General features: G+C 72.8%; 20 protein-coding genes. 14 read left to right on the forward strand and 6 right to left on the reverse strand.

Features of this window, described 5'->3' with window-relative positions:
* Genes ACIA47_RS01000 through ACIA47_RS01055 form a run of 12 tightly spaced genes read left to right on the forward strand, consistent with a single transcriptional unit; the run spans window position 1 to window position 12,747 of the window.
* Window positions 1-483, forward strand: coding sequence for a phage tail protein (locus ACIA47_RS01000; protein ID WP_396704342.1), 483 nt, complete (start codon window positions 1-3; stop codon window positions 481-483).
* On the forward strand, window positions 458-1,900 hold the full coding sequence (locus ACIA47_RS01005) for a hypothetical protein (RefSeq protein WP_396704344.1): 1,443 nt from the start codon (window positions 458-460) through the stop codon (window positions 1,898-1,900). Before ACIA47_RS01000 ends, ACIA47_RS01005 begins: the two co-directional genes overlap by 26 nt.
* Window positions 1,900-2,781 carry a hypothetical protein gene (locus ACIA47_RS01010; RefSeq protein WP_396704346.1) on the forward strand — a complete coding sequence of 294 codons (882 nt, stop codon included), beginning with the start codon at window positions 1,900-1,902 and terminating at the stop codon, window positions 2,779-2,781. Before ACIA47_RS01005 ends, ACIA47_RS01010 begins: the two co-directional genes overlap by 1 nt.
* On the forward strand, window positions 2,778-4,370 hold the full coding sequence (locus ACIA47_RS01015) for a contractile injection system protein, VgrG/Pvc8 family (RefSeq protein WP_396704348.1): 1,593 nt from the start codon (window positions 2,778-2,780) through the stop codon (window positions 4,368-4,370). The genes ACIA47_RS01010 and ACIA47_RS01015 overlap by 4 nt, the downstream gene beginning before the upstream one ends.
* Window positions 4,370-4,708, forward strand: coding sequence for a hypothetical protein (locus ACIA47_RS01020; protein ID WP_396704350.1), 339 nt, complete (start codon window positions 4,370-4,372; stop codon window positions 4,706-4,708). The genes ACIA47_RS01015 and ACIA47_RS01020 overlap by 1 nt, the downstream gene beginning before the upstream one ends.
* Window positions 4,705-5,139: a GPW/gp25 family protein gene (locus tag ACIA47_RS01025; RefSeq protein ID WP_396704352.1), complete on the forward strand. Its 435-nt coding sequence runs from the start codon at window positions 4,705-4,707 to the stop codon at window positions 5,137-5,139. Before ACIA47_RS01020 ends, ACIA47_RS01025 begins: the two co-directional genes overlap by 4 nt.
* On the forward strand, window positions 5,136-7,808 hold the full coding sequence (locus tag ACIA47_RS01030) for a putative baseplate assembly protein (RefSeq protein ID WP_396704354.1): 2,673 nt from the start codon (window positions 5,136-5,138) through the stop codon (window positions 7,806-7,808). The genes ACIA47_RS01025 and ACIA47_RS01030 overlap by 4 nt, the downstream gene beginning before the upstream one ends.
* Window positions 7,789-8,304, forward strand: a complete 516-nt coding sequence (locus tag ACIA47_RS01035) for a phage tail protein (protein WP_091398506.1) — start codon at window positions 7,789-7,791, stop codon at window positions 8,302-8,304. The genes ACIA47_RS01030 and ACIA47_RS01035 overlap by 20 nt, the downstream gene beginning before the upstream one ends.
* Complete coding sequence (locus tag ACIA47_RS01040) at window positions 8,301-9,230, forward strand: hypothetical protein (RefSeq protein ID WP_396704356.1); 930 nt, start codon at window positions 8,301-8,303, stop codon at window positions 9,228-9,230. The genes ACIA47_RS01035 and ACIA47_RS01040 overlap by 4 nt, the downstream gene beginning before the upstream one ends.
* A complete protein-coding gene (locus tag ACIA47_RS01045) occupies window positions 9,227-9,688 on the forward strand; it encodes a hypothetical protein (protein ID WP_396704358.1) in 462 nt (153 codons plus the stop codon). Before ACIA47_RS01040 ends, ACIA47_RS01045 begins: the two co-directional genes overlap by 4 nt.
* A gap of 30 nt (window positions 9,689-9,718) precedes the next feature.
* Entirely contained in the window at window positions 9,719-10,474 is a 756-nt protein-coding gene (locus tag ACIA47_RS01050; RefSeq protein ID WP_396704360.1) for a hypothetical protein, read from the forward strand.
* A gap of 50 nt (window positions 10,475-10,524) precedes the next feature.
* Window positions 10,525-12,747, forward strand: coding sequence for a hypothetical protein (locus ACIA47_RS01055; protein ID WP_396704362.1), 2,223 nt, complete (start codon window positions 10,525-10,527; stop codon window positions 12,745-12,747).
* Between the two features lie 19 nt (window positions 12,748-12,766).
* Here the strand turns inward: ACIA47_RS01055 and ACIA47_RS01060 are convergent, their stop codons facing one another.
* The 6 genes from ACIA47_RS01060 to ACIA47_RS01085 are packed head-to-tail and all read right to left on the reverse strand — an operon-like array spanning window position 12,767 to window position 18,668.
* The gene (locus ACIA47_RS01060) at window positions 12,767-13,612 is read right to left on the reverse strand and encodes a PmoA family protein (protein WP_396704364.1); all 846 of its coding nucleotides are present in this window, start codon (window positions 13,610-13,612) and stop codon (window positions 12,767-12,769) included.
* Window positions 13,609-14,286, reverse strand: coding sequence for a hypothetical protein (locus ACIA47_RS01065; RefSeq protein ID WP_396704366.1), 678 nt, complete (start codon window positions 14,284-14,286; stop codon window positions 13,609-13,611). The genes ACIA47_RS01060 and ACIA47_RS01065 overlap by 4 nt, the downstream gene beginning before the upstream one ends.
* A complete protein-coding gene (locus tag ACIA47_RS01070) occupies window positions 14,270-15,157 on the reverse strand; it encodes a carbohydrate ABC transporter permease (protein ID WP_396704368.1) in 888 nt (295 codons plus the stop codon). The genes ACIA47_RS01065 and ACIA47_RS01070 overlap by 17 nt, the downstream gene beginning before the upstream one ends.
* Window positions 15,157-16,140, reverse strand: coding sequence for a carbohydrate ABC transporter permease (locus ACIA47_RS01075; RefSeq protein ID WP_396704370.1), 984 nt, complete (start codon window positions 16,138-16,140; stop codon window positions 15,157-15,159). The genes ACIA47_RS01070 and ACIA47_RS01075 overlap by 1 nt, the downstream gene beginning before the upstream one ends.
* A gap of 28 nt (window positions 16,141-16,168) precedes the next feature.
* On the reverse strand, window positions 16,169-17,518 hold the full coding sequence (locus tag ACIA47_RS01080) for an ABC transporter substrate-binding protein (protein ID WP_396704372.1): 1,350 nt from the start codon (window positions 17,516-17,518) through the stop codon (window positions 16,169-16,171).
* A gap of 19 nt (window positions 17,519-17,537) precedes the next feature.
* On the reverse strand, window positions 17,538-18,668 hold the full coding sequence (locus ACIA47_RS01085; RefSeq protein WP_387349420.1) for a LacI family DNA-binding transcriptional regulator: 1,131 nt from the start codon (window positions 18,666-18,668) through the stop codon (window positions 17,538-17,540).
* 236 nt (window positions 18,669-18,904) lie between these two features.
* On the opposite strand from ACIA47_RS01085, the gene ACIA47_RS01090 reads away from it, so the two are divergent.
* Both ACIA47_RS01090 and uxaC read left to right on the forward strand, forming a co-directional pair.
* Window positions 18,905-20,233 (forward strand): Gfo/Idh/MocA family protein, encoded by a 1,329-nt coding sequence (locus ACIA47_RS01090; RefSeq protein WP_396704375.1) that lies wholly within the window; start codon window positions 18,905-18,907, stop codon window positions 20,231-20,233.
* Window positions 20,234-20,258: 25 nt separating this feature from the next.
* Window positions 20,259-21,695, forward strand: coding sequence for a glucuronate isomerase (uxaC, locus tag ACIA47_RS01095; protein WP_396704377.1), 1,437 nt, complete (start codon window positions 20,259-20,261; stop codon window positions 21,693-21,695).
* Window positions 21,696-21,728 lie beyond the last annotated feature (33 nt).

Consider the following 21,728-nt stretch of genomic DNA (forward strand, 5'->3'; position numbering starts at 1 on the left):
ATGCCCGCCACCGCCACCCCGCAACCCGGGGCCCCGGTCGACCCGTACCGGGCGTACAACTTCCGACTGCTCATCAACGGCGTCACCAACGGCCACTTCACCGAGATGACCGGGTTGGAGGTGAACATCCCCGGGCAGCCGTACCGGGAGCACGGCCTGGGCCGGATGCGGATGGTGCCCGGTCAGGCCGAGTACGAGCCCGTGACGCTGCACTTCGGCCTCACCGCCTCCCGCGAGCTGTGGGACTGGGTGAACGCCACCGCCCAGGGAACCCTCAACCGGCGCAACGTCTCCGTGGTGCTGCTCGACTCGGTCGGGACGGCCGAGGTGCTGCGCTGGAACCTCATCGACGCCTGGCCGACCCGGTGGCGCGGGGCACACCTCAACACCCTCAGCCACGAGATCGCCATCGCCTCGCTGACCCTGCGCTACGAGGGCCTGGAGCTGGAGACCGGCGGTGCCACCGCGCCGACGCCCGCGTAGCTGGCTGGCCGGCCGGCTGCGCTCGGCGGCCGGGGTGGTGCAGCGCCTCGCCGGGCGGGTCGAGCCCGCCAGCCACCTTCAGCCGCCGTCGCAGACACCCGAGGCGACACCACGCCGTTTCGGGGAGCCGCCGCGGCACTGGCTGGACCTGGTCGCCACCCACGCGCCCGGCCTGCTGCACGACCTGGACCTCGCCCCTTCCCCGGCCGGCAACGCCGAGCCCGTGGTCCGGAGCGGCGGGCAGGGCGAATCAACCGGTCGGGTCGACGCCGACGGTGCGGACCCGGTCGCGAACGCCAGGTCCGGCGGGCCCGACCGGCTCGGCGGGTCCGGCGGGTCCGGCGGGTCCGGCGGGTCCGGCGGGTCCGGCGGGTCCGGCGGGTCCGGCAGGATCGGCAACGAGGGGGACGTGGGCGGTCCCGGTGCGAGCGGGGACACGGGGCCGACGAGGTCGCGGGCCGAGGGCCGAACCGGCAGGTCGGGCCGCTCGTCCCGGGCCGGTGACCAGCCCGCCGGTACGGGGACCGGTGCTGCCGGCCCATCCAGCGACGGGACGCCTTCGTCCAGCTCGGGCCTGACAACCCCGCCGAACGGTTCGACCTGGCCGGCGGGACCGGGCGCGGCGGTGCCTCCGGTACGGCGGGCGGCCCAGGGCGACACCACAGCCCTCGACACCACGGCCGTCGACACCACGACCGTTGACGCGAGCGGGTTGTCCCGGGCGGATGGACCCCGGCAGCCGGTCCGTTCCATGGTCTTCGGGCCGCACAGTTCGTCGAGCGGCCGCCCGCACCGGACGGAGGCCGAAGCCACCCGAACCACCTCACACCCGTCCCTGGACACACGGTGGTCCGGCGAGGTCGACCACTGGCGTTCCACCGGCTCGCCCTCCGTACGACAGACCGCCGGCCGGCTCTCGGGTGGTCGCGACGGGTTCCGGGGCGACTCGGACGGTCAGCCCTCGCCCAGGGAGGACCAGAGCCGGCACCCGCGTGGTGATGCACCGAGCGCGTCCCGGACGTCGCCAGTGGACGCAGCGGCTGTGCACCGCCTTCTGAACAGGCCGAACCAGGGCGGGGTCGACGCATCCTGGACCGGTTCGACGGCGACGAGCGCTGGGAACCCGTCCGCCTCTGCGCGCGGCGACCTGGATCGCCTCGCGGACGGTGGACCCTGGCTGGCCCTGCCCGGCGAACCGGAACCACCCGGACACCCGGCCGCGCTGCGCGACGCCGGGACGGCAACGGCCGGCGGCGGACGACCGACGGGCATCGACGGGCCGCCGACAGGCACGGCGGCGCGGAGCGTCGATCCGTGGCCGGCACTGCCCGACGACACGGCACTGTGGTCGGTCGCCGGCGCGGCGGTGGACACCGCCCAGCTGACCCGACTGGACCGGGAACAGGCGGGTGACTGATGGAACGCGTCGCCTTCCTCATCGACTCCTCAGGCGTTCGGGTGGACTGCCTGCTCAACCCGGAGACCGTGCAGGTGACCCGGCTCGCCGGCGTACGGCAGCGGGGTGCCGGCGGCGGGCAGCTCACCGGGTCCGGTCTGGCCGACGATCCGCTGGTCTTCACCGGCGGTGGCCGTACCGAACTGGTGTTGGACCTGCTCTTCGACGTCGACTTCGTGGAGGCGCAACTGCGTCCGGCCGACGTCCGGGTGCTCACCCGTCCGCTGTGGATGCTGGCGGAGAATTCCACCGCCGAGCATGGTTGGCTGCGACCGCCGTTGGTCCGGTTGGTCTGGGGCAAGACCTGGAACGTGCCGGGTGTGATCATCGCGGTGGCGGAACGGTTCGACGCGTTCACCGGCACCGGGTCGCCGCGGCGATCCTGGCTGCGGCTGAAGCTGGTCCGCGCCGCCGAGACGGCCGATCAGGCAGAGGCCGGCTTCGCCGAGGAGTTGGCCGCCGCGAGCACCCCGACCGCCGCGCCGGGCAGCGCGGTGATCGCCGCCGGTGACGGCGCTGCCGAGCCGGGTCGCTCCGGTGTGCGTTTCGACCTGCTGGCCAACGACGCGCTGGGCTCACCGCTGCGCTGGCGGCTGCTGGCCGAACACAACCGGATCACCGATCCTCTCGCCGTGCCGGCCGGCACCACCCTCGCCGTCCCACCGAGCGCCGGCACCGGTTCGGCGACCGGGTTGGCGCGGTCGGTGGCCGATGCGGTGGGCGCGGTGGGCGCGGAAGCGTCGTACCTGGGCGCCTCGGTCGCCGGCGCGCCGTGGGACGCGGCCACCGGCCCGACCGGCGCGGCTCCGAGCGGGTCCGGCACTCCCCGGGGTACGCCATGACCAGCGTCGCGCCCCGGGCGTTGATCGTCCTGCTCGACGGCGTCGAGCTGGTCGGCGCGGCTCGTCAGCGGGTCCGCTCACTGCGGGTGGCGGCCCGGCTCAACCAGCCCACCCAGGCCGAGTTGGTGCTCGCCACCACCGCCGGGACCGGCGCGTTCGACCCGGCGGTACGCCCCGGCTCGGCGCTCGACGTGCGGCTCGCCGACCAGAAGGACGCTCTGTTCACCGGTGAGGTCACCTGCGTGGAGGTGGAGTACGCCGCCGACGGGGCGGCGGTGCTGCGGCTGCGGGCGTACGACCCGCTGCACCGGCTGCGCAAGCGGCAGGGGTTGCGGGTCTTCACCTCGGTGACCGCCGTCGAGCTGGCCCGGGAGCTGTGCGGCGCGGTGGGGCTGGCGGTGACCGCCGAGGTCGACGGCCCTCGGTTGGAGCGGCTGCTCCAGCACCGGCACAGCGACCTGGAGCTGCTGCGCGAGGTCGCCGGCCGGGCCGGGCTGCACCTGGCCGCCGACGGTGACGGCGTCCGACTGATCACTCTCGCCGGCTACGGGGAGCCGGTCGCGTTGACGCTCGGCGCGGGGGTGCACACCCTGCGGCTGTCCACCAACACCGACCAGGCCAGCGGTGCCAGTGCGGCACTGGGCTGGCACCCGCAGCGGGCCGAGGTGATCAGCCAGCAGGTCGACGAGGCCCGCTGCGGCCGATCCGCCGACGACCGCCCGGACCCGGCCGACGTGGGTGCCGACGGCGTTCGCACCGCCGTGGACCAGCCCGGCCGCAGCGACGACGAGTTGGCGGCGCTGGCCCAGGCCCGGCTGGACACCCGGGCGGCGGCGCTGGCCACGGCCGAGGGGGTGGCCGAGGGCGATCCGGTGCTACGGCCGGGCCGCCGCGTTGACCTCGGAGGGGTGCCCGACCCGGTCGCCGGGACGTACGTGCTGACCGAGGTGGTGCACACAGTGGACGGCAACGGGCACCTGACACGTTTCTCCACGGTGCCACCGGCCACCCCGGCGACACCGACCGGCGGGGCGGTGGTCACCCTCGGCAGCGTCACCGACGTCGCCGACCCGGACGGGCTGGGCCGGGTCCGGTTGACCCTGCCGGCGTACGGGGACCTGGACGCCGGCTGGCTCGCCGTGCTCTGCCCCGGGGCCGGGCCGGGCAAGGGGCTGGTGGCGCTGCCCGATCCGGGTGACACCGTGCTGGTGGTGCTGCCCGGCGGCGAGCCGGCCTCGGGCATCGTGCTCGGTTCGCTGTTCGGCGCCGTCGAGCCGTACGACGCGGGCATCGACGACGGAAAGGCCCGCCGCTGGACGATGCGCACCGCCGGCGGGCAGTCGATCGTCGTCGACGACGTGCGGCGCAGTCTGCGGCTGGGCACCGAGGGCGGCAGTTTCCTGGAGCTGACCCCCGACCTGGCCACCCTTCACGCGGCGTCCGACCTGGTGATCTCCGCACCCGGGCGGGCCATGGTGGTGCGCGCCCGCAGCGTGGACTTCCTGCACGCCGACTCGACCGAGGACCCGACCACCGCGGCGGAGCAGGCCCGTTCGCTCGCCCGCGCCCACCACGAAGGAGGCGGCTGATGCGCTGGATCCACAGTGACTCCGTGATCACCTGCGATCACGACGGCCGGGTCGAGAACCGACCCTCGCGGCAGTGGGTGACAGTCACCGGCGTGCCCGTGCTCGTCGACGACGACCCGGAGGGACGCACAATCGTTGCCTGCCCGAACTACGGCCCGACCATCAAGGCGTGCACGACGACGCTGACCGTCCGGGTCGGCTACAGCGACTGGGTCCGCGTCGACGGGCACCGGGTGGTGCTGTCGCACCTGGAGGGGTTCACCAACGGCACACCGCCGGGGCTGGTCAAGCACACGGTGCGCGACACCCGCCAGCAGTTCCTGGGGGCGGACCGATGAGGGCCTTCCGCTTCGTCGGCGCCGGCTTCGACGCCGGCCGCGCCGGTGGGTTGGCGCTCACCGCGGCCGGCGGCCTGGCGATGACCGAGGGCGACGAGAGCGTACGGCAGGCGCTGTTCCTGCTCCTGTCGACCACGCCGGGTGAGCGGCTGATGCGACCCGGTTACGGCTCCCGGCTGCACCGGTTGGTCTTCGCGCCCAACAACGACACCACTGCCGGTCTGGCCATCCACTACGTCCGGCAGGCCATCGCCCGTTGGGAGCCCCGGGTCGAGGTGATCGACGTGGACGCCGGGCCGGACCCGGACGACGCGTGGCGGTTGGTGATCCGGTTGGACTACCGGGTGCGGGCCAGCCTGACCCCCGGGCAACTGGTCTTCTCCGTGGATCTGCTCCCGGTCGACGAGCCCGCTCAGGGAGGAGCGTCATGACGCTGCCCGTGCCGCACCTGGACGATCGCGGCTTCCTCGACCTGGTCACCGAGGCCCGGGAACGGATCCGCCAGTCCTGCCCGGCGTGGACCGACCTGTCCGCGCACGATCCCGGCATGGCGCTGGTGGAGACGTTCGCGCACCTCACCGAGGTGATGATCTACCGGTTGAACCAGTTACCGGAGAAGGCGTACGTCTCGTTTCTGAACCTGCTCGGGGTCACCCGGCACGCGCCGACCGCGGCCTGGGCGGACGTCCGGTTCACCCGCACCGGCACCGACCGCGGCGCGGTCCGGATCCCGGCCGGCCTGCGGGTCGCCGCGGCCCGGGGCGCGGACCCCCGGCCGGTCGTGTTCGTCACCACCGAACCGACGCTGCTGCCCGCCGACGAGACGTCGGTGACGGTACGGATGCACCACTGCGAACCGGTCGAGGCGGAGTTGCTCGGGGTTGGCACCGGCCAGCCGGGGCAGGTGCTGCGCGCGACGCACGCGCCGCTGACACACACCGCCGAGGCGCTTGACCTGCTGCTCGGGGTGGAGGTGCCGGCCGGCACTGTCGAGCTGGGCGCGGCGGCCCGCGAGCACGACGGTCGCACGTTCGAGATCTGGCAGCCGGTGGAGAGCTTCGCCGGGCTCGGTCCGCAGGCCAAGGCGTACCTGGTCGACCGCTGCTCCGGCACTGTCATCTTCGCCCCGGCCCTCGACCTGCGACCCCCCGCCGGGGCGACCCCGCATGGCGAGGCCACGGCCGACGCGGCCGCGCCAACGAGCACCGTACCGCCGGTGACCGTCGCGGCGGTGCCGCCGGCCGGACGGCAGATCCGGCTCTGGTACCGCGCCGGCGGCGGGCCCACCGGCAACGTGGCGGCGGGCACGCTGACCAGCCTGCGCGACCCACTACCCGGGGTACGCGTGGACAACCCCACCCCGGCGGCCGGCGGGCGGGAGATGGAGGCGCTGGAGTCGGTGCTGCTGCGCGGCCCGTACGAGTTCTTCGCCCAGCAGCGGGCGGTCACCGCTCGCGACTTCGAGGTCCTCGCGACCAGTTCCGGCGCGGTGGCCCGGGCGCGGGCGTTCACCCGCGCGGCGGTGTACAGCTTCGCCCGGCCGGGCGAGGTCGAGGTGGTGCTGGTGCCGTATGTGCCGGAGGCGGCCCGACCGGGCGGTCGGCTGCCGGTGGCGGTGCTGCGCGAGCACGAGGTGCCCGAGGCGCGGCACCGGGTCGAGGCGGACCTGGAGGAACGCCGGATGGTCGGCATCCGCTCCCGGGCCACCTGGGCGCGGTTCAAGGCGGTGTCCGTGCGGGCCCGGGTGGTGGTCCGCCGCGAGGAGGACGTGGACGCGGTCCGTCGCCGCATCCACGACCGGCTGCATCAGACGTTGAGCCCGCTGCCGACCGCGCTCAACCCGACCGGCTGGCCGTTCGGTGAGCCGCTGCGGGCGTCCAACGTGTACCGGCTGCTGGAGCACGCCGAGCCGGGGGTGCGCTATGTCGAGTCGGTGCGGTTCGTCGTCGACGAGGCCCCCGACGCCGACGTCCGGGCCCTGGCCGTGGACCAGTACCAGCCGCGCACCTGGTACGCCGGGCGCGGCCCGGTGCTGTTCCGCTCCAGCAACGGCGGCGCGGGTTGGGAACCGGCCGGTCGCTTCGACGACGAGACGGTGCTGCGGGTGGCACCCGCGCCCGCGCCGGTACGGCCGGGCATCGTCGCGCGTCCCGGCTCGGTGGCCGTGGTGACGCTGCGCGCCTCGGGCGGCTCCCGGGTGCACCTGAGCACCGACCTGGGCGAGACGTGGTCCCTGCTCACCGACCTGGACGCGCGGATCTCCGACCTGGCCTGGCTGGACCGCGACGGCGCGGGCGCGCTGCTGGTGGCCACCGACACCGGCCTGTACGAGGTGTCGCTGCTGCCCGGGGCGGTGCCGTTGCAGATCCTGGTCGACCCGTCCGACGCCGACCGGGGCTTCTACGCGGTCCGCACGTTCGTTTCCGAGCGGGGCGCGCCGGGGGTGGCGGTGGCCGCGCAGGCCAGCTTCGGGGTGTACCTGTCGACCAGCGGCGGCCGACCCGGCAGCTTCACCCACGTCGGTCTGGCCAACGTGGACAACCGGGTCCTCGCCGTTCAGTACGACGGCCCGGCCACCCTGCTGTGGAGCGGCGCGGGCGAACCGGATCCGAAGAAGCCCGGCCAGGGCTGCCACCGCACCCGGCTGTTCGAGTCCGACGTGAAGTGGCAGTCGATGCAGCCCGGGTGGCTCGGCGGCACCTGCCGGGACCTCGCGTTCACCGGTCAGCAGGCCGTGGCGGCCACACAGAGCGGCGGGGTGCTGCGGCTGGACACCCTGGCCGCCCAGCCGCAGTGGCAGGCGGTGTCGGTCAACTGCGGGTTGCCGTTGCGGGACCGGACCCGGTTCGTGCCGGTCGACGCCATCGCGGTGAGCGGCCCGACGGCCGCCAGCGCGACAGCCGGCGGCACCGGCGCGGCAGAGCGGTTGATCCTGGCCAGCGGCGAACGCGGCGTGCACCGCAGCGCCGACGCGGTCACCTGGACGCCCAGCGCTAACCAGGCCACCGCCGACGTGGTGACCGTCCCCGATACCTGGCTGCTCTGCTCCGGCGAGCACGACATCGAGGTGGTGCGCCAGGATGCGACGTTCGGCGATTGAACGGCTGCTGCCCGCCGCCTATCAGCGGGCCTGTGTGCCGGGCAGCGTGCTGTGGGCGCTGCTGGACGTGATGGAGGGGCTGCACGCCCCGGACGAGGCGATCCTCGCCGAGGTGGACGCGCTGTTCGACCCGTACCGGGCGCCGGACGGGCTGGTCGTGCGGTTGACCCGCTGGGTGGCGATGGACCACGTGGTGGCCTCGCCCCGGCCGGACACCCCGCTGCCGCTGCCGGTGGGTCGGCTGCGCGACCTGGTGGCCAACGCCGCCCTGCTGGCCCGCTGGCGCGGCACCCCGTACGGAATGCGCCGCGCCCTGGAACTGGCCACCGGGATGTCGGGCTTCGCCATCGACGAGCCCGCCGAGCGGGCCTTCCACGTCGTGGTGCGGGTGCCGGTCGCCGCCGCCGGTCAGCTCGCCGTGATCACCCGCATCGTCGAGGCGGAGAAACCCGCCTCGGCCACTGTCGAGATCGTCCTGGAAGAGGAGTCGTCATGACCACCGAGTGGGCGGTCGTCGCCGCCGCCGAGCAGTTCACAGTCGACCCGCGCAACAGCGGCGAGCTGACCTTCACCGTCTCCAACCCGGGCAACGCGCCGGACACTGTGGTGTTCGACGTGGCACCCGGTGACGGCTCCCAGCGGGCCTGGTTCACCGTCGCCGAACCCCAACGGGTGGTACCCGGCCAGGGCTCGGTGTCGTTCCTGGTCAAGCTGGCCGTTCCGGCGGGCACCCCGCCCCGCCGCTACGACATGACCGGGTTCGCGTACTCGGCGAACACCGCGCCGGAGGAGAGTTCCCGCTCCAGCGGCCGGGTCACCTACGAGGTGCGTGCGGTCGCGCCGCCACGGCGTACCCCGTGGTTGTGGATCGCCGCCGCGGCGGCCTTGGTGCTGGTGGTGATCGCCGTGGGGGTGGTGTTGCTGACCCGCGACGGCGAGCCGGCCCCCGGCGAGCCTCGGGTGGTCACCGTCGAGGCGGAGAGCCTGGTGCCGAGCGCGGTGGTGAACTCCCCGGCGAAGAACGGGGCGAAGGTGGAGGCGCAACCCAACTGCTGCGGGGTGACCTGGTCCGGCGACAAGCAGTTGTTCTTCCAGGGGCTGGCCATCGGCGACAAGATCACCGTGACGGTGCAGATCCCGGCCGACGGCACCTGGCGTTTCGCCGCGGTACGCACCACCTCCTTCGACTACGCCAACACGGTCTTCGCCATCGACGGCAACCAGGTCGGCGGCACGTTCCTGGGCTTCACGCCGACGGTGCGCAAGACGGAGTTCCTGGACGTCGGCACGGTCCAGCTCAGCAAGGGCCCGCACCAGGTCACGCTGCTGGTGGTCGGAAAGACGCAGGGCACCAACCGCTACTTCGCGGGCGTCGACGAGATCCGGTTCACCGAGATCGTGGCGCAGGCCGTGGCGCGATGAGTGGTCGGCAGAAGGCCCTGCTGGGGCTCCTCGCCGTCCTGCTGGTGGCGCTCTTCGCGGTCGCGGTCGGCGCGGGCCGCGACGACCGGGGTGATCCGGGGGCCCGGCACGGGTTCGTCGACCGGTTGGGCGCGCTGGGCGGCGACAGTTCCGCTGTGGATCCGGCGACGGTCAGCGCCGACTGCGCCGACGAGACGGGCCGGCTGGCGTTTTCCGGCAGCTGCGTGGTGCGGGTGGCGGACCCTGGCGGGCTGCGCACCCTGGTGCTGCGCAGCGCGGCGCGGTTCGCCGTCGTCGCCCCGGCGCCCGGCGACGCCGACCTCACCATCCGCGACGAGGTGGAGCCGGCGGCGGACGGCACCGGCGCGGTGGCGAAGATCGCCGTCGATCAGGCCACCGAGGTGGGTCTGGTCTGCCCCGGCCTGGGCGGCTGCACTGTCGTCGTGGCCACCTCCTGACCCGACCTGGACCGAGAGGAAGGTGCCGCCGTGGGTGACCTGCGCAAGCCGTTCCTGCTGCTGGCCATGCTCGCCATCGTCCTGGCGATCGGGGTGGAGCTCGGCGCCGGGCTGCTGCTCGGCGGCGGCGACGCCGGTGCGGCCCTCGCCGACAGCGCCGGCGCGCTGGACGTGGAGATCGACGACGTGTCCGGGGTCAGCGAACCGTCCGGCCGGGGCACCGGCTACCTGGCGCTGATCGACGCGGTGGCGGTCTGGAGCACCGGGCTGTTCTGCCTGGGCCTGCTGCTGCCCGAGCGCGTCCAGGGTCGGGTGCAGGGCGTCGCCAGTCTGATCTTCTCGATCATCCTGATCATCGTCGGGCTGGTCGCGCTGGTCGTCGCGTTCGTGGAGCTGTCCATCATGGTGTCGCTGTTCCTGGCCGTCCCGTTCGGCACCCTGGCGTACCTGGCGCTGTGGGGGTTCTTTCCGGTCGGCGAGGCGGCGGTGCTGCTCGGGCTGGTGCTGCTGCTCAAGCTGGTGTGGGCCGGGATGCTGGTGCTGGCCCAGCCGCGATTCCTGCAGAACAAGGGGCTCGTCCTGCTGATCCTCACCACCCTGCTGTGCACTGTCGTGCTGGAGTTCCTGCACAACCTGGTGCCGGTGATCCTGGTCAGCATCGTCGACGACGTTGCGGCGCTGGTCTTCGCGATCATCGCGATCATCTGGGGGCTGGTGCTGTTGATCGGCTCCATCCCGGCGATCGTCAAGGCCATCCGAGTCACCGCCGCCCTCCCAGCCCGTTGACGTTTGCGGTATCGGCAGCGCGCGAGAGGATTGTCTGTGACCCTGACGGCGTGGACAGGACGCCGGAGCGCGACGCCGTCGAGCTGCGCGTACACGGCATCTCCGGGGTCACCGCCGAACGGATCCTCGACCACCCGATCGTGGTACGGGTCGCCGGAGACGCGCACGCCGGCTTCTTCCGGCCCCGGCCGGGCAGCGGCACCGCCGGCGGGGCCACCGGCGGAGTCGCCGTCGAGGCGTACCGCTGGGGTTCGCTGACCGCCGGCGCGGCGGTCCGGACGGCCTCGATGTTGCTGCTGCTGCCCTTCATGCTGAGCAACCTGGCGATCTGGCTCCGGCCGCCGGGGCGCGACCGGTGGGGGCTGCTCGGCGCGCTGTGCCGGTTGCTCGCCGGCACCCTCACGGCCACGTTCATGCTGGCGGCGGTGGGCGTCACGCTGGACCTGGTCGGCTGGCAGTGCGTGCCGTACCCCGGGTGCCGGGCCAACCGCCCCTACCTGGCCTGGCTGCACATCCTCCCGACCGGGCCCCGACTGGCCCTGCTGTCGATCGTTCCGCTGCTGGCGCTGCGGGTCGTCTGGGCCATCGGCACCCGGTCGGCGCGGGCCTTCGAGGGGTTCGGCCCGTCGTCGGCGCCACGCCGGTCCGGCGGGCGGACCGAGAGTCTCACCGACGCCGACTTCTGGCAGGACGAACAGACCACCGGTTGGCTGCGCCAACTCCACGTGGTGCTCGGCGTCGGAACGCTGAACGTCGCCCTGCTCGCCGGCATCTCACCGGGTGGGGTGGGCGCGCCCGGTCACGGCGTGCTGTTCGGGATCGCCGTCGGGCTGCTCGTGGTCGAGGTGGTCCTGCTCGCCCTTCCCGTCCCGGCCAGCCCGGCGAGGGCCCGACGGCTCCTGCGCCCCCTCTGGGCGGTCACCGCTGTGGTGACCGTGTGCTGCCTCGGCACGGCCACGCTCGCGGACCCGGCACCGGCCGGCCTGGGCAAGCTGCCCGGGTACGAGGGCGCCGCCGCCGGGGTGGTCGCCACGCAGGGCGTCCTGCTCGTCGTGCTCACCATCGTCACGTACACCCGGCAGCGTGCCGCCCGCGACGACGAGCGCCCCTTCCTGCGCGGGCTCGGCACCCCCATCATGGCTGCGGCGGCGGTGAGCGTCGGCGCCGCCTTCACCGCGACCCTGGTCTACCGCGTCGCGGACGCCCTCGACCACGGCGACATCCCCGATCCGATCCGACCCAACCCGCCGATCGTCGGTCCGCTGGAACCACCGGTGGCCTACTGGTGGGCGGCGCTCGCCGGGCTCGCCGCGCTGCTGATCGGGGCGGCGGTGACCTCGGCGACCGTCCTGCTGAGCCGCCGGCGGCGACGGGGACTGGCGGCGCGGATCATCGAACGGGACTACCCCGACGTGCCGGCGCAGGACACGCACCGGCTGCGCCTGGTCCGGGAGACCATCGCCCGGTCCCGGATCACCGAGGAACTCGGCCCGGTGCTGATCGCGTTCCTGGTGATCGCGTCGCTCGGGCTGGCCACCGTCGCCTTCGACGTGATCGGGATCGGTCCCACCCAGCTCGCGGCCCGCCTCGGCGGGCACGGGGGCGCGTTCGCCGTGCTCGCCGCGTACGTCACCGACGCGGGAGTCTGGGTGATCAGCCTGCTGGTGATCTGCCTCATGATCCTCGGTTTTCGGGCGTACCGGTCCTCCCAGACCCGGCGGGTGGTGGCGGTGCTGTGGGACCTCGGCACGTTCTGGCCCCGAACGGTCCACCCGTTCGCGCCGCCCTGCTACGCCGCCCGCGCTGTTCCTGAGCTGGCGAAACGGGTCACCGGGCTCACCGCGCGGGGGCCGGTGGTCATCTCCGGGCACAGCCACGGCTCGGTGCTCGCCGCCGCCACCATCCTGCAACTACCGCCGTCCGTGCTGGCCCGGGTGTCGCTGTTGACCTACGGCTCACCGCTGCGACGCACCTACGCGCGGCTCTACCCGGCGTACCTCGGGCCGCGGACGCTTCGCGACCTGGGCGGGCGGATCGGCTGGCGGTGGCGCAACCTGTGGCGCGACACCGACCCGATCGGCGGGCCCATCTTTCCTCCGGGCCCGGACGGAGCACCGCCCGGCGTGGACGTCGACACTCGACTGCGTGACCCCCGCAGCCTGACCATCGACCCGGCGGACACCGTGCCGCCGCCGATCGAAGGGCACTGGCCGTACCACACCCAGGCCGCCTACCAACTGGCCGTCCGCGAGCTGACCGACCGCTCCCGCTGACCACCGGGGCCGCGCGGGTTCACGGCACCGTTGCGACCAGGGCCGCGACCCCATCCCGGTCGAGAGTCCCGTCGGCCACCCACACCCGGTACCGGCCGTGCCGGCTCCCACCGGCCGGCACCACCGCCGGGCGGTCGAACGCGAACGCCACGCAGACCCCCGGATACATCCCGGTCCGCACGAACCACCTGTCGTTCCGGCTGAGGCCCGCGAAAACCAGGGTGTACGCCCCAGCGCCCGACCGGGCGCCGGTCAGCGCGAGCCACGGGGCGGCACTGCCGTTGACCGTCTCCTCCCCGGCCGCGTCGGCGGTGAACACCGCTGGTTCGCCGTCGGCGGCGGCCCGCCAGAAGAACCCGCCGTAGCCGGCCCCGCCCGGTCGGCCGTTGGTGGCCGGGCTGCCCAGGTGCACGTCCCGCGCGTCCGGGGCGACGAGGACGGACTCCAGGTCGAGCCGCCAGGCGTCCGGTGCGACCACCGACGCGGCGAGCCATCTCCGCTCGGTCAGCAGGACCCCGCCGGCCCGGTCGCGCCACTGGAGGTCGTGCACGTACCGGCCCGGGGACCGTTCGACCTCACCGGTGTGCGCGATGACGCCGTGGTCGTCACGCCAGGTGTAGCCGATGTCGCGGACGTAGGTGCGCCCGCCCCAGAGGTTGCTGCCGTCGACGTCCTGCACCGCGAGGGACGCGCCGAGGTGCCACACGTGGTCGGCGGGGAGCGCGTCGGTGACCACCGTTCCGCCGAGCGTACGGACCGGGTGCAGGTACGGTCGGGGTCCGTGCCGCGGGTCCAGCGCCGGGTCGAGCACGTACTCGGCCACCTCCGTGGCATCGACCGTCAGCCGCACCGGCTCCCCGCTCACGGCAGCTCCCGGCGGCCGACGACGGCGGCCGTGACCGGCCGGCGGACGGCGACGGCGTGCAGGGCGGCCACGGTGTAGCCGGCGAGGATCGGCACCGCGACCGGGGTGACCAGGACGGTGAGCAGCCCGGCCAGCGCGACGACCCCGGTGAGCGCCGCCCAGCGGGTGGGCGCGTCGAGGCAGGCGCGGGCGGCGGACCGGGCCGAGGCCCGCCACCGCCCGCCCCCGTTGCCGCCCACCTCGACGACGACCAGCCCGGCGTACCCGGCCAGGCTGGCCGCGATCAGCGCCGTCACCAGCAACGCCACCGGGCCGCCCGGCACCCGGCCGGTGGCCAGCGCCGCCAGGTCGGCGGCGAGCAGCGCGGCGCCGGCGAGCGCGAGCAGGCTGACCGGCACACCGGGCAGCACCGAACGGCCGAACCGGCGCACTGTCGTTCGCGCCGACGGCCAGCTGCCGGTACGCGTCCAGTCGTGCACCGCCGCGCTGGCCGTGCCCGCCGCCGCGGCGGCGGTGAGCAGGGGTGCCGCCGCGAGGGTCAGCAGGATGCCGAGCAGTGCGAGGTCGGCGGCGTCGCGGGCGGCGTCGCGCCAGTCCCGCCGTTCGCCGGTGTCGGCGGGTCCGGTCCGTGCTGCCGGTTCGGCCCATGCTGCCGGTTCAGCCCTTGATGCCACTGGTGTTGATCCCCTCGACGAGCATCCGCTGGAACGCGACGAAGAACAGGAAGACCGGCAGCAGCGACAGCACCGACATGGCGAACATCGGGCCGACAGCGCTCTGGCTGGTCGAGTCGATGAACAGGGTCAGCGCGACCGGGACGGTGTAGTCCTCCAGTTGGGACAGGAAGACCAACTGGCGGAAGAAGTCGTTCCAGGTCCAGATGAACGAGAAGATCGCCGTGGTGACCAGCGCCGGGCGGCTCAGCGGCAGGATGATGTGCCGGAAGATGCCGAACGGGCCGGCGCCGTCGATGCGGGCCGCCTCGTCCAGCTCCCGGGGCACGCCGCGCATGAACTGCACCATGAGGAAGACGAAGAACGCCTCGGTGGCCAGAAACTGCGGGATGAGCAGCGGCAGGTAGGGCCAGTCACCGCCGACCAGCCCGAGCGTGCGGAACAGGATGTACTGCGGAACGATCAGCACGTGCTGGGGCAGCAGCAGCGTGCCGATCATGACGGCGAACCACATGCCGCGCAGCCGGAACCGCAGCCGGGCGAAGGCGTACGCGGCCAGCAGGCAGGACAGCCCGTTGCCGACGACGGTGAGCAGGCTGACCATGGCGCTGTTGAGGAAGAACCGGCCGAAGCTGACGTCGAAGTTGGACCACCCGGCGGTGTAGTTGCCCGGGGTGAACCGCTCGGGCAGCAGCCCGACGTTGTTGACGATCTCCTCCTGGGACTTCAGCGAGGTGCCCACCATCCAGATCAGCGGGTAGAGCACCACAACGACGATCGCCACCAGGATCACCAGCCGCAGCACGGGCCGTCCGCCGGGTCGTCGGCGCGCGTTCGGCGGCGCTGCGGTCGTCGGGGGCACCGTCACCATCACCGGTCCTCCCCGTCGGAGTAGTGCACCCAGAACCGTCCGGTGCTGAAGAAGATCGCGGTGATGACCGCGATGGCGAGCAGGAACACCCAGGCCATCGCCGAGGCGTAGCCCATGTTGAGGTCGGTGAAGCCGGTGATGTAGAGGTTCAGCGTGTACATCAGGGTGGAGTCGACAGGGCCGCCGGTGCCGTTGCTGAGCACGAACGCGGCGGTGAAGCCCTGGAAGCCGTTGATGGTCTCCAGCACCAGGTTGAAGAAGATGACAGGGGAGAGCATCGGCAGGGTGACGTTGCGGAACTGGCGGAACCGGCCGGCCCCGTCGACCGACGCGGCCTCGTACAGCTCGGTGGGCACCTGCTTGAGCCCGGCCAGGAAGATCACCATCGGTGCGCCGAACTGCCAGATGGCCAGCACCATCAGTGTTTCGAGGGCCCAGTCGGGGTCGTTGACCCACGGTCTGCCGGTGATGCCGAAGAGGCTCAGCAGCGAGTTGAACGCGCCGTCGCGGTTGAACATGTTGACCCAGACGATGGCCAGCGCGACGCTGCCGCCGAGCAGGGACGGCAGGTAGAACAGCCCGCGGAACAACCCGACGCCGCGCCAGGCGCGGTTGAGCAGCAGCGCCACGCCGAGCGCCGCGGCCAGCTTCAGCGGTACAGCGATCAGCGCGAAGGTCACTGTGACCCGCACCGCGTGCCAGTAGGACGGGTCGGCGGTGAACATCCGTTCGTAGTTGGTCAGCCCCACCCACTCCACCTCGGAGAACGGGGTGAGGATGTCGTAGTTGGTGAAGCTCAGGTAGAGCGACAGCAGCATGGGGATTGCCGTGACACCCATCAGGCCGATGAGCCACGGCGACAGGAAGACGTACCCCGCCAGACCTTCGCTGTTCCGGAAGCGTCCGGGCCCACGCCGCTCAGCGTGGGCCCGGGAGGATCCGGGGCCGCGTCGGGTCGGGTCGGGTGCCGTGGTCAACGCCACGAACAGCTCCTCTCCTCGCCTCGCGGCGTCAGGCGATGGCGGACTTGCACGCCTCGACGAACTGGGTGGCAGCCTCGGCGGTGGTGGCCCGGCCGTACTGAGCGTTTTCGGCAGCCTTGATCAGCTCGGACTTCACCTTGCTGTGCCCCTTGATCGGCACCTGCGGCGACTTGCCGAACTTCTGGGTCAGCTCCGCCTCGACGGCGATGGACTGCTTCATGGCCGGGTCGGTGGTGTCGTCGCTGACCACCCGGCGCAGGTCCAGGTTGGACGGCAGACCGCGGTCGGTGCCGAGCAGCTTGACCGCCTCCACGTCGTTGTTCAGGAAGTTGATCACGTCGACCGCGACGTCCTTGTGCTTGCTGCCCTTGAACACGGACCAGTACATCGAGGCCCGGGCCCACTGGGCGCTGGGGTCACCGGGGTAGGCGATGACGCCCAGCTCGTCCTTGGTGTTCTTCTTCAGGTCCGGCATCTGGTTGGCCCAGACCCAGGAGGTCGCCGACTTGCCGGTGACCACCAGCTGCTTGGTGACGTCACTGGAGTTGCCCTCGTGGATGACGTCCGGGGTCGGGGTGGCCTTGCGGTCCCGGGCGCCCTTCCACAGGTCGAACCACTTGGTGACGTCCTCGGCGGTGAAGCCCAGCTCCTTGCCCTGGTAGAGGTCCTTGCCCTGCTGCCGGAGCCAGACCCAGAAGGCCTTGTAGTCGGCGCTCGGGTCCTGGGTGCCGGGCACCTTGGTCTTGGCGGTGACCTGCTCGGCCCAGGCGATGTGCTCCTCCCACGACATTCCGGTGGTGGGCTCGGGCAGGTTGTGCTTGGTCAGCAGCGTCTTGTTGTAGACCAGGCCCTGGGTGTTCTCCCCGGCGGCCAGACCGGCGAGCTTGCCGTCGACGACGCCGTACTGCCAGAGGCTCTCGGGGAACTTGGAGGTGTCCAGCTTCCCGGACTTCTGATACGAGGTCAGGTCCAGCGTGGTGTTGCGGGCCGCGTACTCGGCCAGGTAGTTGTCGTCGATCTGGAACAGGTCCGGCGGGTTGCCGCCAGCGGTGAGCGTGGCCAGCTTGTCGAAGTAGCCCTGGTTGGCCTGCCAGGTCTTCTCGAACGTCACGTTCGGGTGCTTCCTGGTGTAGAGGGCCAGGGCGTCCTCGGTCAGCTTGGCCCGGGCGTCGCCGCCCCACCAGAAGATGGAGAGCTTCACCGGGGCGTTCGGGTCGGCCGCGCCGCCGCCGTCGTCTCCGCAGGCGGCGGCGCCGAACATCAGTGGTGCGGCGACCGTCACGGCGAGCAGGCCACGCAGCAGGCGCCGCCGAGGCAGCGGGGTACGGTGGGCGCGCCCGACGGGCGCGTCAGTGGTGGGGGGCGTTGCGGGGTGCATGTGCGCTCACTCCTCGGCATTAGGAGGCGACGGCGTCACCGGTGGCCGCAGTCGGGATGCCCGGGTCCGCAGGGCAATGCGGGCCCGGGCCACGTGGTGCGGCCAGGGGACGTGCCGGTCGGGCGTACGGGCCCGGGCCGGTCGAGTCGCGGATGACCAGGTCGGTCTGGAGCATTACCTGTGCTGTGGTACGACGGACGCCGAGCGCCGTGCCGGCACCGGATCCCCGCGCACCGCGCGGTGACTCGATGTCCTGTTGCAGCAGCATGTCGACGGCCGTCCGGCCGGCGGCCCCGGTGGGTGTGGCCACCGTCGTCAGTTTGGGGCGGGTCAGCCGGCTCAGGGTGATGTCGTCGACCCCGACGACGCTCACCTCCTGCGGCACCCGGACCCCGAGCGCGTCCAGCCCTTCGATCAGGCCGATCGCCATCAGGTCGTTGTAGGCGAGCACTGCCGACACGCCACTGCGTCGTACCTGCTCGGCGACGGCGGAGCCGCCGACCTCGGTGGGCGCGTTGGGGCCGAGCATGGTCAGCTCCGCGCCGCCGGCTCGGGCTGCCGCGCTGGCGGCACGGCGCATCTCCCGGTTGGTCCACGAGCTGCGCGGGCCACCGAGCAGCGCGATGCTGCGGTGCCCCAGGCCGACCAGGTGCTCGATCGCCGAGCGGGCGCCCTGCCCGACGTCCATCAGCACGCAGGGCAGGCCGGTCACCTGACGGTTCACCACGACCAGTGGCACCTCGCGGCTGAGCTGCTCGATCAGGCTGTTGCTCATCCGAGGGCTGCACAGCAGCACCCCGTCCACCTGCTTGGCCAGCGCGTGGACCAGTTCTTCCTCGGCGGTCGGGTCCTCGTTGGTGTCGGCCACGAAGACGTGGTAGTCGCGGTGCCGGGCCTGACTCTCCGCCGCCTTGATCAGCGGCGGGAAGAACGGGTTCGCGATGTCCGCGATGATCAGCCCGATGTTGTGCGTCCGCCCGGTGATCAGGGCCCGGGCGGCACGGTTCGGCCGATAGCCCAGATCCTCCGCGCAGGCCAGCACCCGGACCCGGGTCTCCGGGTTGACCAGGTGCGGAGCGGAGAAGGTGCGGGACACGGTGGAGATGTGCACACCGGACGCCCGGGCGACGTCCCGGATGGTGACTGGCACGGCGGCCCCTTCGTCCGATGTGGTGGCGGTCACGCAGGTGTGGCCCATTAATGCAAACGGTTGCGCCAGTGTCAACGGTCAATGATTACGACTGTGTTGCACCCACGCTCCCCTTGGTCACCAGCCACCCCCCAAACGCTGACATATGACGCCGATCCCGCTGTCGTCGTTGACGCGCATGGATCGATCGTGATTACTTCATTGCAAACCTTTGCAGCACCACGGGAGGCGACCGCATGTCACCGAGAGCCGCCGGGCGGGTCCGGTACGCCGTCGTGGGCACCGGCGCGCGGGCCGAGATGTTCGTCCGGGCGCTGGTGCTCGACCACGCCGACACCACCGAGCTGGTCGCCTTCGCCGACGTCAACCAGGCCCGGATGGACGCGCACAACCGCTGGCTGGGCGAGCTGGGTCACCGCCCGGTGCCCACGTACCCGGCCGGTGACTTCGCGGCCATGCTGGACTCCGAGCGCGTCGACGTCGTCCTGGTCACCAGCGTGGACGTCACCCACGACGAGTACGTGGTGGCCGCGCTGCGCGCCGGCCGGGAGGTCGTCACCGAGAAACCGATGACAGTGGACGTGGCCCGCTGCCGGCGGATCCTGGACACGGTCACCGAGACCGGTGGGCGGGTGACGGTCGCCTTCAACTACCGCTACAACCCGCTGCACGAACAGGTTCGCCGGCTGCTCGCCGAGGGCGCGGTCGGCGAGATCGGCTCGGTGCACTTCGAGTGGTTGCTCGACGTCCGCCACGGCGCCGACTACTTTCGCCGCTGGCACCGCGACAAGGCCACCTCCGGCGGGCTGATGGTGCACAAGGCCAGCCATCACTTCGACCTGGTCAACTGGTGGCTGGCCGCCACGCCCGTCGAGGTGTACGCGGCCGGTCGACTCTTCTTCTACGGGAAGGACGGTCGCCGGCACGGCTACGCCCGCGACTACGACCGGGCGTACGGCTCCCCCGCCGCCGCCGACGACCCGTTCGCGCTGCGGCTGGACGCGCACCCCCGGCTGCGCGAGCTGTACCTCGACGCCGAGGCCGAGGACGGCTACCAGCGCGACCGCAACGTCTTCGCCCCCGGGGTGAGCATCGAGGACGACATGGCGGTGCTGGCCCGCTACTCCACCGGCGCCACCATGACCTACCACCTCACCGCGTACGCGCCCTGGGAGGGCTACCGGGTGATGGTCAACGGCAGCCGGGGGCGACTGGAGCTGGACGTGGCCGAGAACGACTTCGTCGACCGGGGCACCGCCGGCGCGGTCAAGGGCGCCGCCCTGCACGGTGCCGAGGCGCCGGCCGAGGGCGGTGGTGCGACGCTTACCCTGCGCCCGTTCTGGGCCCCGCCCCGGCAGATCCCGGTGGAGGGTCGCAGTCGGCACGGGCACGGCGGCGCGGACGCCCGGATGACCGGGGTGCTCCTCGGCGGTCAACCCGACCCGTTGGGCCGCGCCGCGACCGCAGACGACGGCGCGTTGGCACTGCTCACCGGTCTGGCCGCCAACCGGTCCTTCGAGACCGGCCAACCCGTCCGCGTCGCCGACCTGCTCACCCCCCGCTGACACAGGAGACGAGGAGCCCCACTCCGTGCCCACGTTCGACCACACCGACCTGCTCCTGCCGCCCGAGCCGGGCCAGCGCGCGCTGGCCCGGGAGCTGTACGCCCTGGCGGCGGCGCAACCCATCATCTCGCCGCACGGGCACGTCGACCCGGCCCTGCTCGCCGAGGACCGCCCGTTCCCGGACCCGGCGCGGCTGCTCATCGTGCCCGACCACTACCTGACCCGGATGCTGCTCAGCCAGGGCGTCCCCCCGTCCGACCTGGGTGTGCCCACCCGCGACGGCAGCCCGGTGGAGACCGACGGCCGGGTGATCTGGCGACGCTTCGCCGCGCACTGGCACCTGTTCCGGGGCACCCCGTCTCGACTCTGGCTGGAGCAGACCTTCCGCACCGTGTTCGGGGTGCACACCCCGCTTCGCCCGAGCACCGCCGACGCCCTCTACGACGAGATCGCGGCCCGGCTCGCCGAGCCGGACTTCCGGCCCCGGGCGCTGTTCGAGCGGTTCAACATCGAGGTCCTCGCCACCACCGAGTCACCGCTTGACGACCTCGCGCAGCACGCCAAGCTCGCCGCCGACGGGTGGGGCGGGCCGGGGGGCCGGGTGGTCACCACGTTCCGCCCGGACGACGTGGTGGACATGGAGTTCGAGGGTTGGTCGACCAACGTGGACCGTCTCGGCGACCGGACCGGTGAGGACACCGGCACGTACGCCGGCTACCTGGCCGCGCTGCGGGCCCGACGCGCCGCGTTCATCGCCGCCGGCGCCACCTCCTCCGACCACGGCCACCCCACCGCGCGCACGCTGGACCTGACCCCGGCCGAGGCCGAGCGGCTCTACGACCGGGGCCGGCGCGGCGAGGCCGACGCCGCCGACGCGGAGGCGTTCCGGGCGCACATGCTCGTGGAGTTCGCCCGGATGTCGCTCGACGACGGCCTGGTCATGCAGCTGCACCCCGGCGCGGTGCGCAACCACAACCGGTGGCTGCACGCCCGGCACGGCCGCGACGTCGGCGGCGACATTCCGCAGGCCACCGAATACGTGCACGCGCTCGCCCCGCTGCTGGAGCGCTACGGCAACGACCCCCGGCTGCGACTGGTGCTCTACACCCTCGACGAGGACACCTTCACCCGCGAGTTGGCACCCCTCGCGGGCGGGTACGCCGCGCTGCTGCTCGGCGCGCCCTGGTGGTTCCTGGACTCCCCGGAGGTGCTGCGCCGGTTCCGGGAGACGGTGACCGAGAGCGCCGGCTTCTACAACACCACCGGGTTCGTCGACGACACCCGGGCGTTCTGTTCCATCCCGGTACGTCACGACGTGGCCCGCCGGGTGGACGCCGGCTACCTGGCCCGGCTCGTCGCCGAGCACCGGCTGCCGATGGACGAGGCCGCCGAGACCATCGTCGACCTGGCGTACCGGCTGCCCAAGCGGGTCTTCAACTTCGGAGGGGACCACCACCTGTGAGCGCGAGGAGTGCAGCGCAGCGGAGCCCCGCAG

This window comes from Micromonospora sp. NPDC051227, from assembly GCF_044455385.1.
In the GTDB taxonomy this organism is placed as follows: Bacteria; Actinomycetota; Actinomycetes; order Mycobacteriales; family Micromonosporaceae; genus Micromonospora.

What these genes read in the sequence shown, in the direction of transcription:
- ACIA47_RS01080 (WP_396704372.1), bottom strand. Translation starts at nt 17,518, where the DNA reads ATGCACCCCGCAACGCCCCCCACCACTGACGCGCCCGTCGGGCGCGCC.
- ACIA47_RS01045 (WP_396704358.1), top strand. Translation starts at nt 9,227, where the DNA reads ATGAGTGGTCGGCAGAAGGCCCTGCTGGGGCTCCTCGCCGTCCTGCTG.
- ACIA47_RS01035 (WP_091398506.1), top strand. Translation starts at nt 7,789, where the DNA reads ATGCGACGTTCGGCGATTGAACGGCTGCTGCCCGCCGCCTATCAGCGG.
- ACIA47_RS01090 (WP_396704375.1), top strand. Translation starts at nt 18,905, where the DNA reads ATGTCACCGAGAGCCGCCGGGCGGGTCCGGTACGCCGTCGTGGGCACC.
- ACIA47_RS01040 (WP_396704356.1), top strand. Translation starts at nt 8,301, where the DNA reads ATGACCACCGAGTGGGCGGTCGTCGCCGCCGCCGAGCAGTTCACAGTC.
- ACIA47_RS01030 (WP_396704354.1), top strand. Translation starts at nt 5,136, where the DNA reads ATGACGCTGCCCGTGCCGCACCTGGACGATCGCGGCTTCCTCGACCTG.
- ACIA47_RS01020 (WP_396704350.1), top strand. Translation starts at nt 4,370, where the DNA reads ATGCGCTGGATCCACAGTGACTCCGTGATCACCTGCGATCACGACGGC.
- ACIA47_RS01070 (WP_396704368.1), bottom strand. Translation starts at nt 15,157, where the DNA reads ATGGTGACGGTGCCCCCGACGACCGCAGCGCCGCCGAACGCGCGCCGA.
- ACIA47_RS01025 (WP_396704352.1), top strand. Translation starts at nt 4,705, where the DNA reads ATGAGGGCCTTCCGCTTCGTCGGCGCCGGCTTCGACGCCGGCCGCGCC.
- ACIA47_RS01015 (WP_396704348.1), top strand. Translation starts at nt 2,778, where the DNA reads ATGACCAGCGTCGCGCCCCGGGCGTTGATCGTCCTGCTCGACGGCGTC.
- ACIA47_RS01010 (WP_396704346.1), top strand. Translation starts at nt 1,900, where the DNA reads ATGGAACGCGTCGCCTTCCTCATCGACTCCTCAGGCGTTCGGGTGGAC.
- ACIA47_RS01000 (WP_396704342.1), top strand. Translation starts at nt 1, where the DNA reads ATGCCCGCCACCGCCACCCCGCAACCCGGGGCCCCGGTCGACCCGTAC.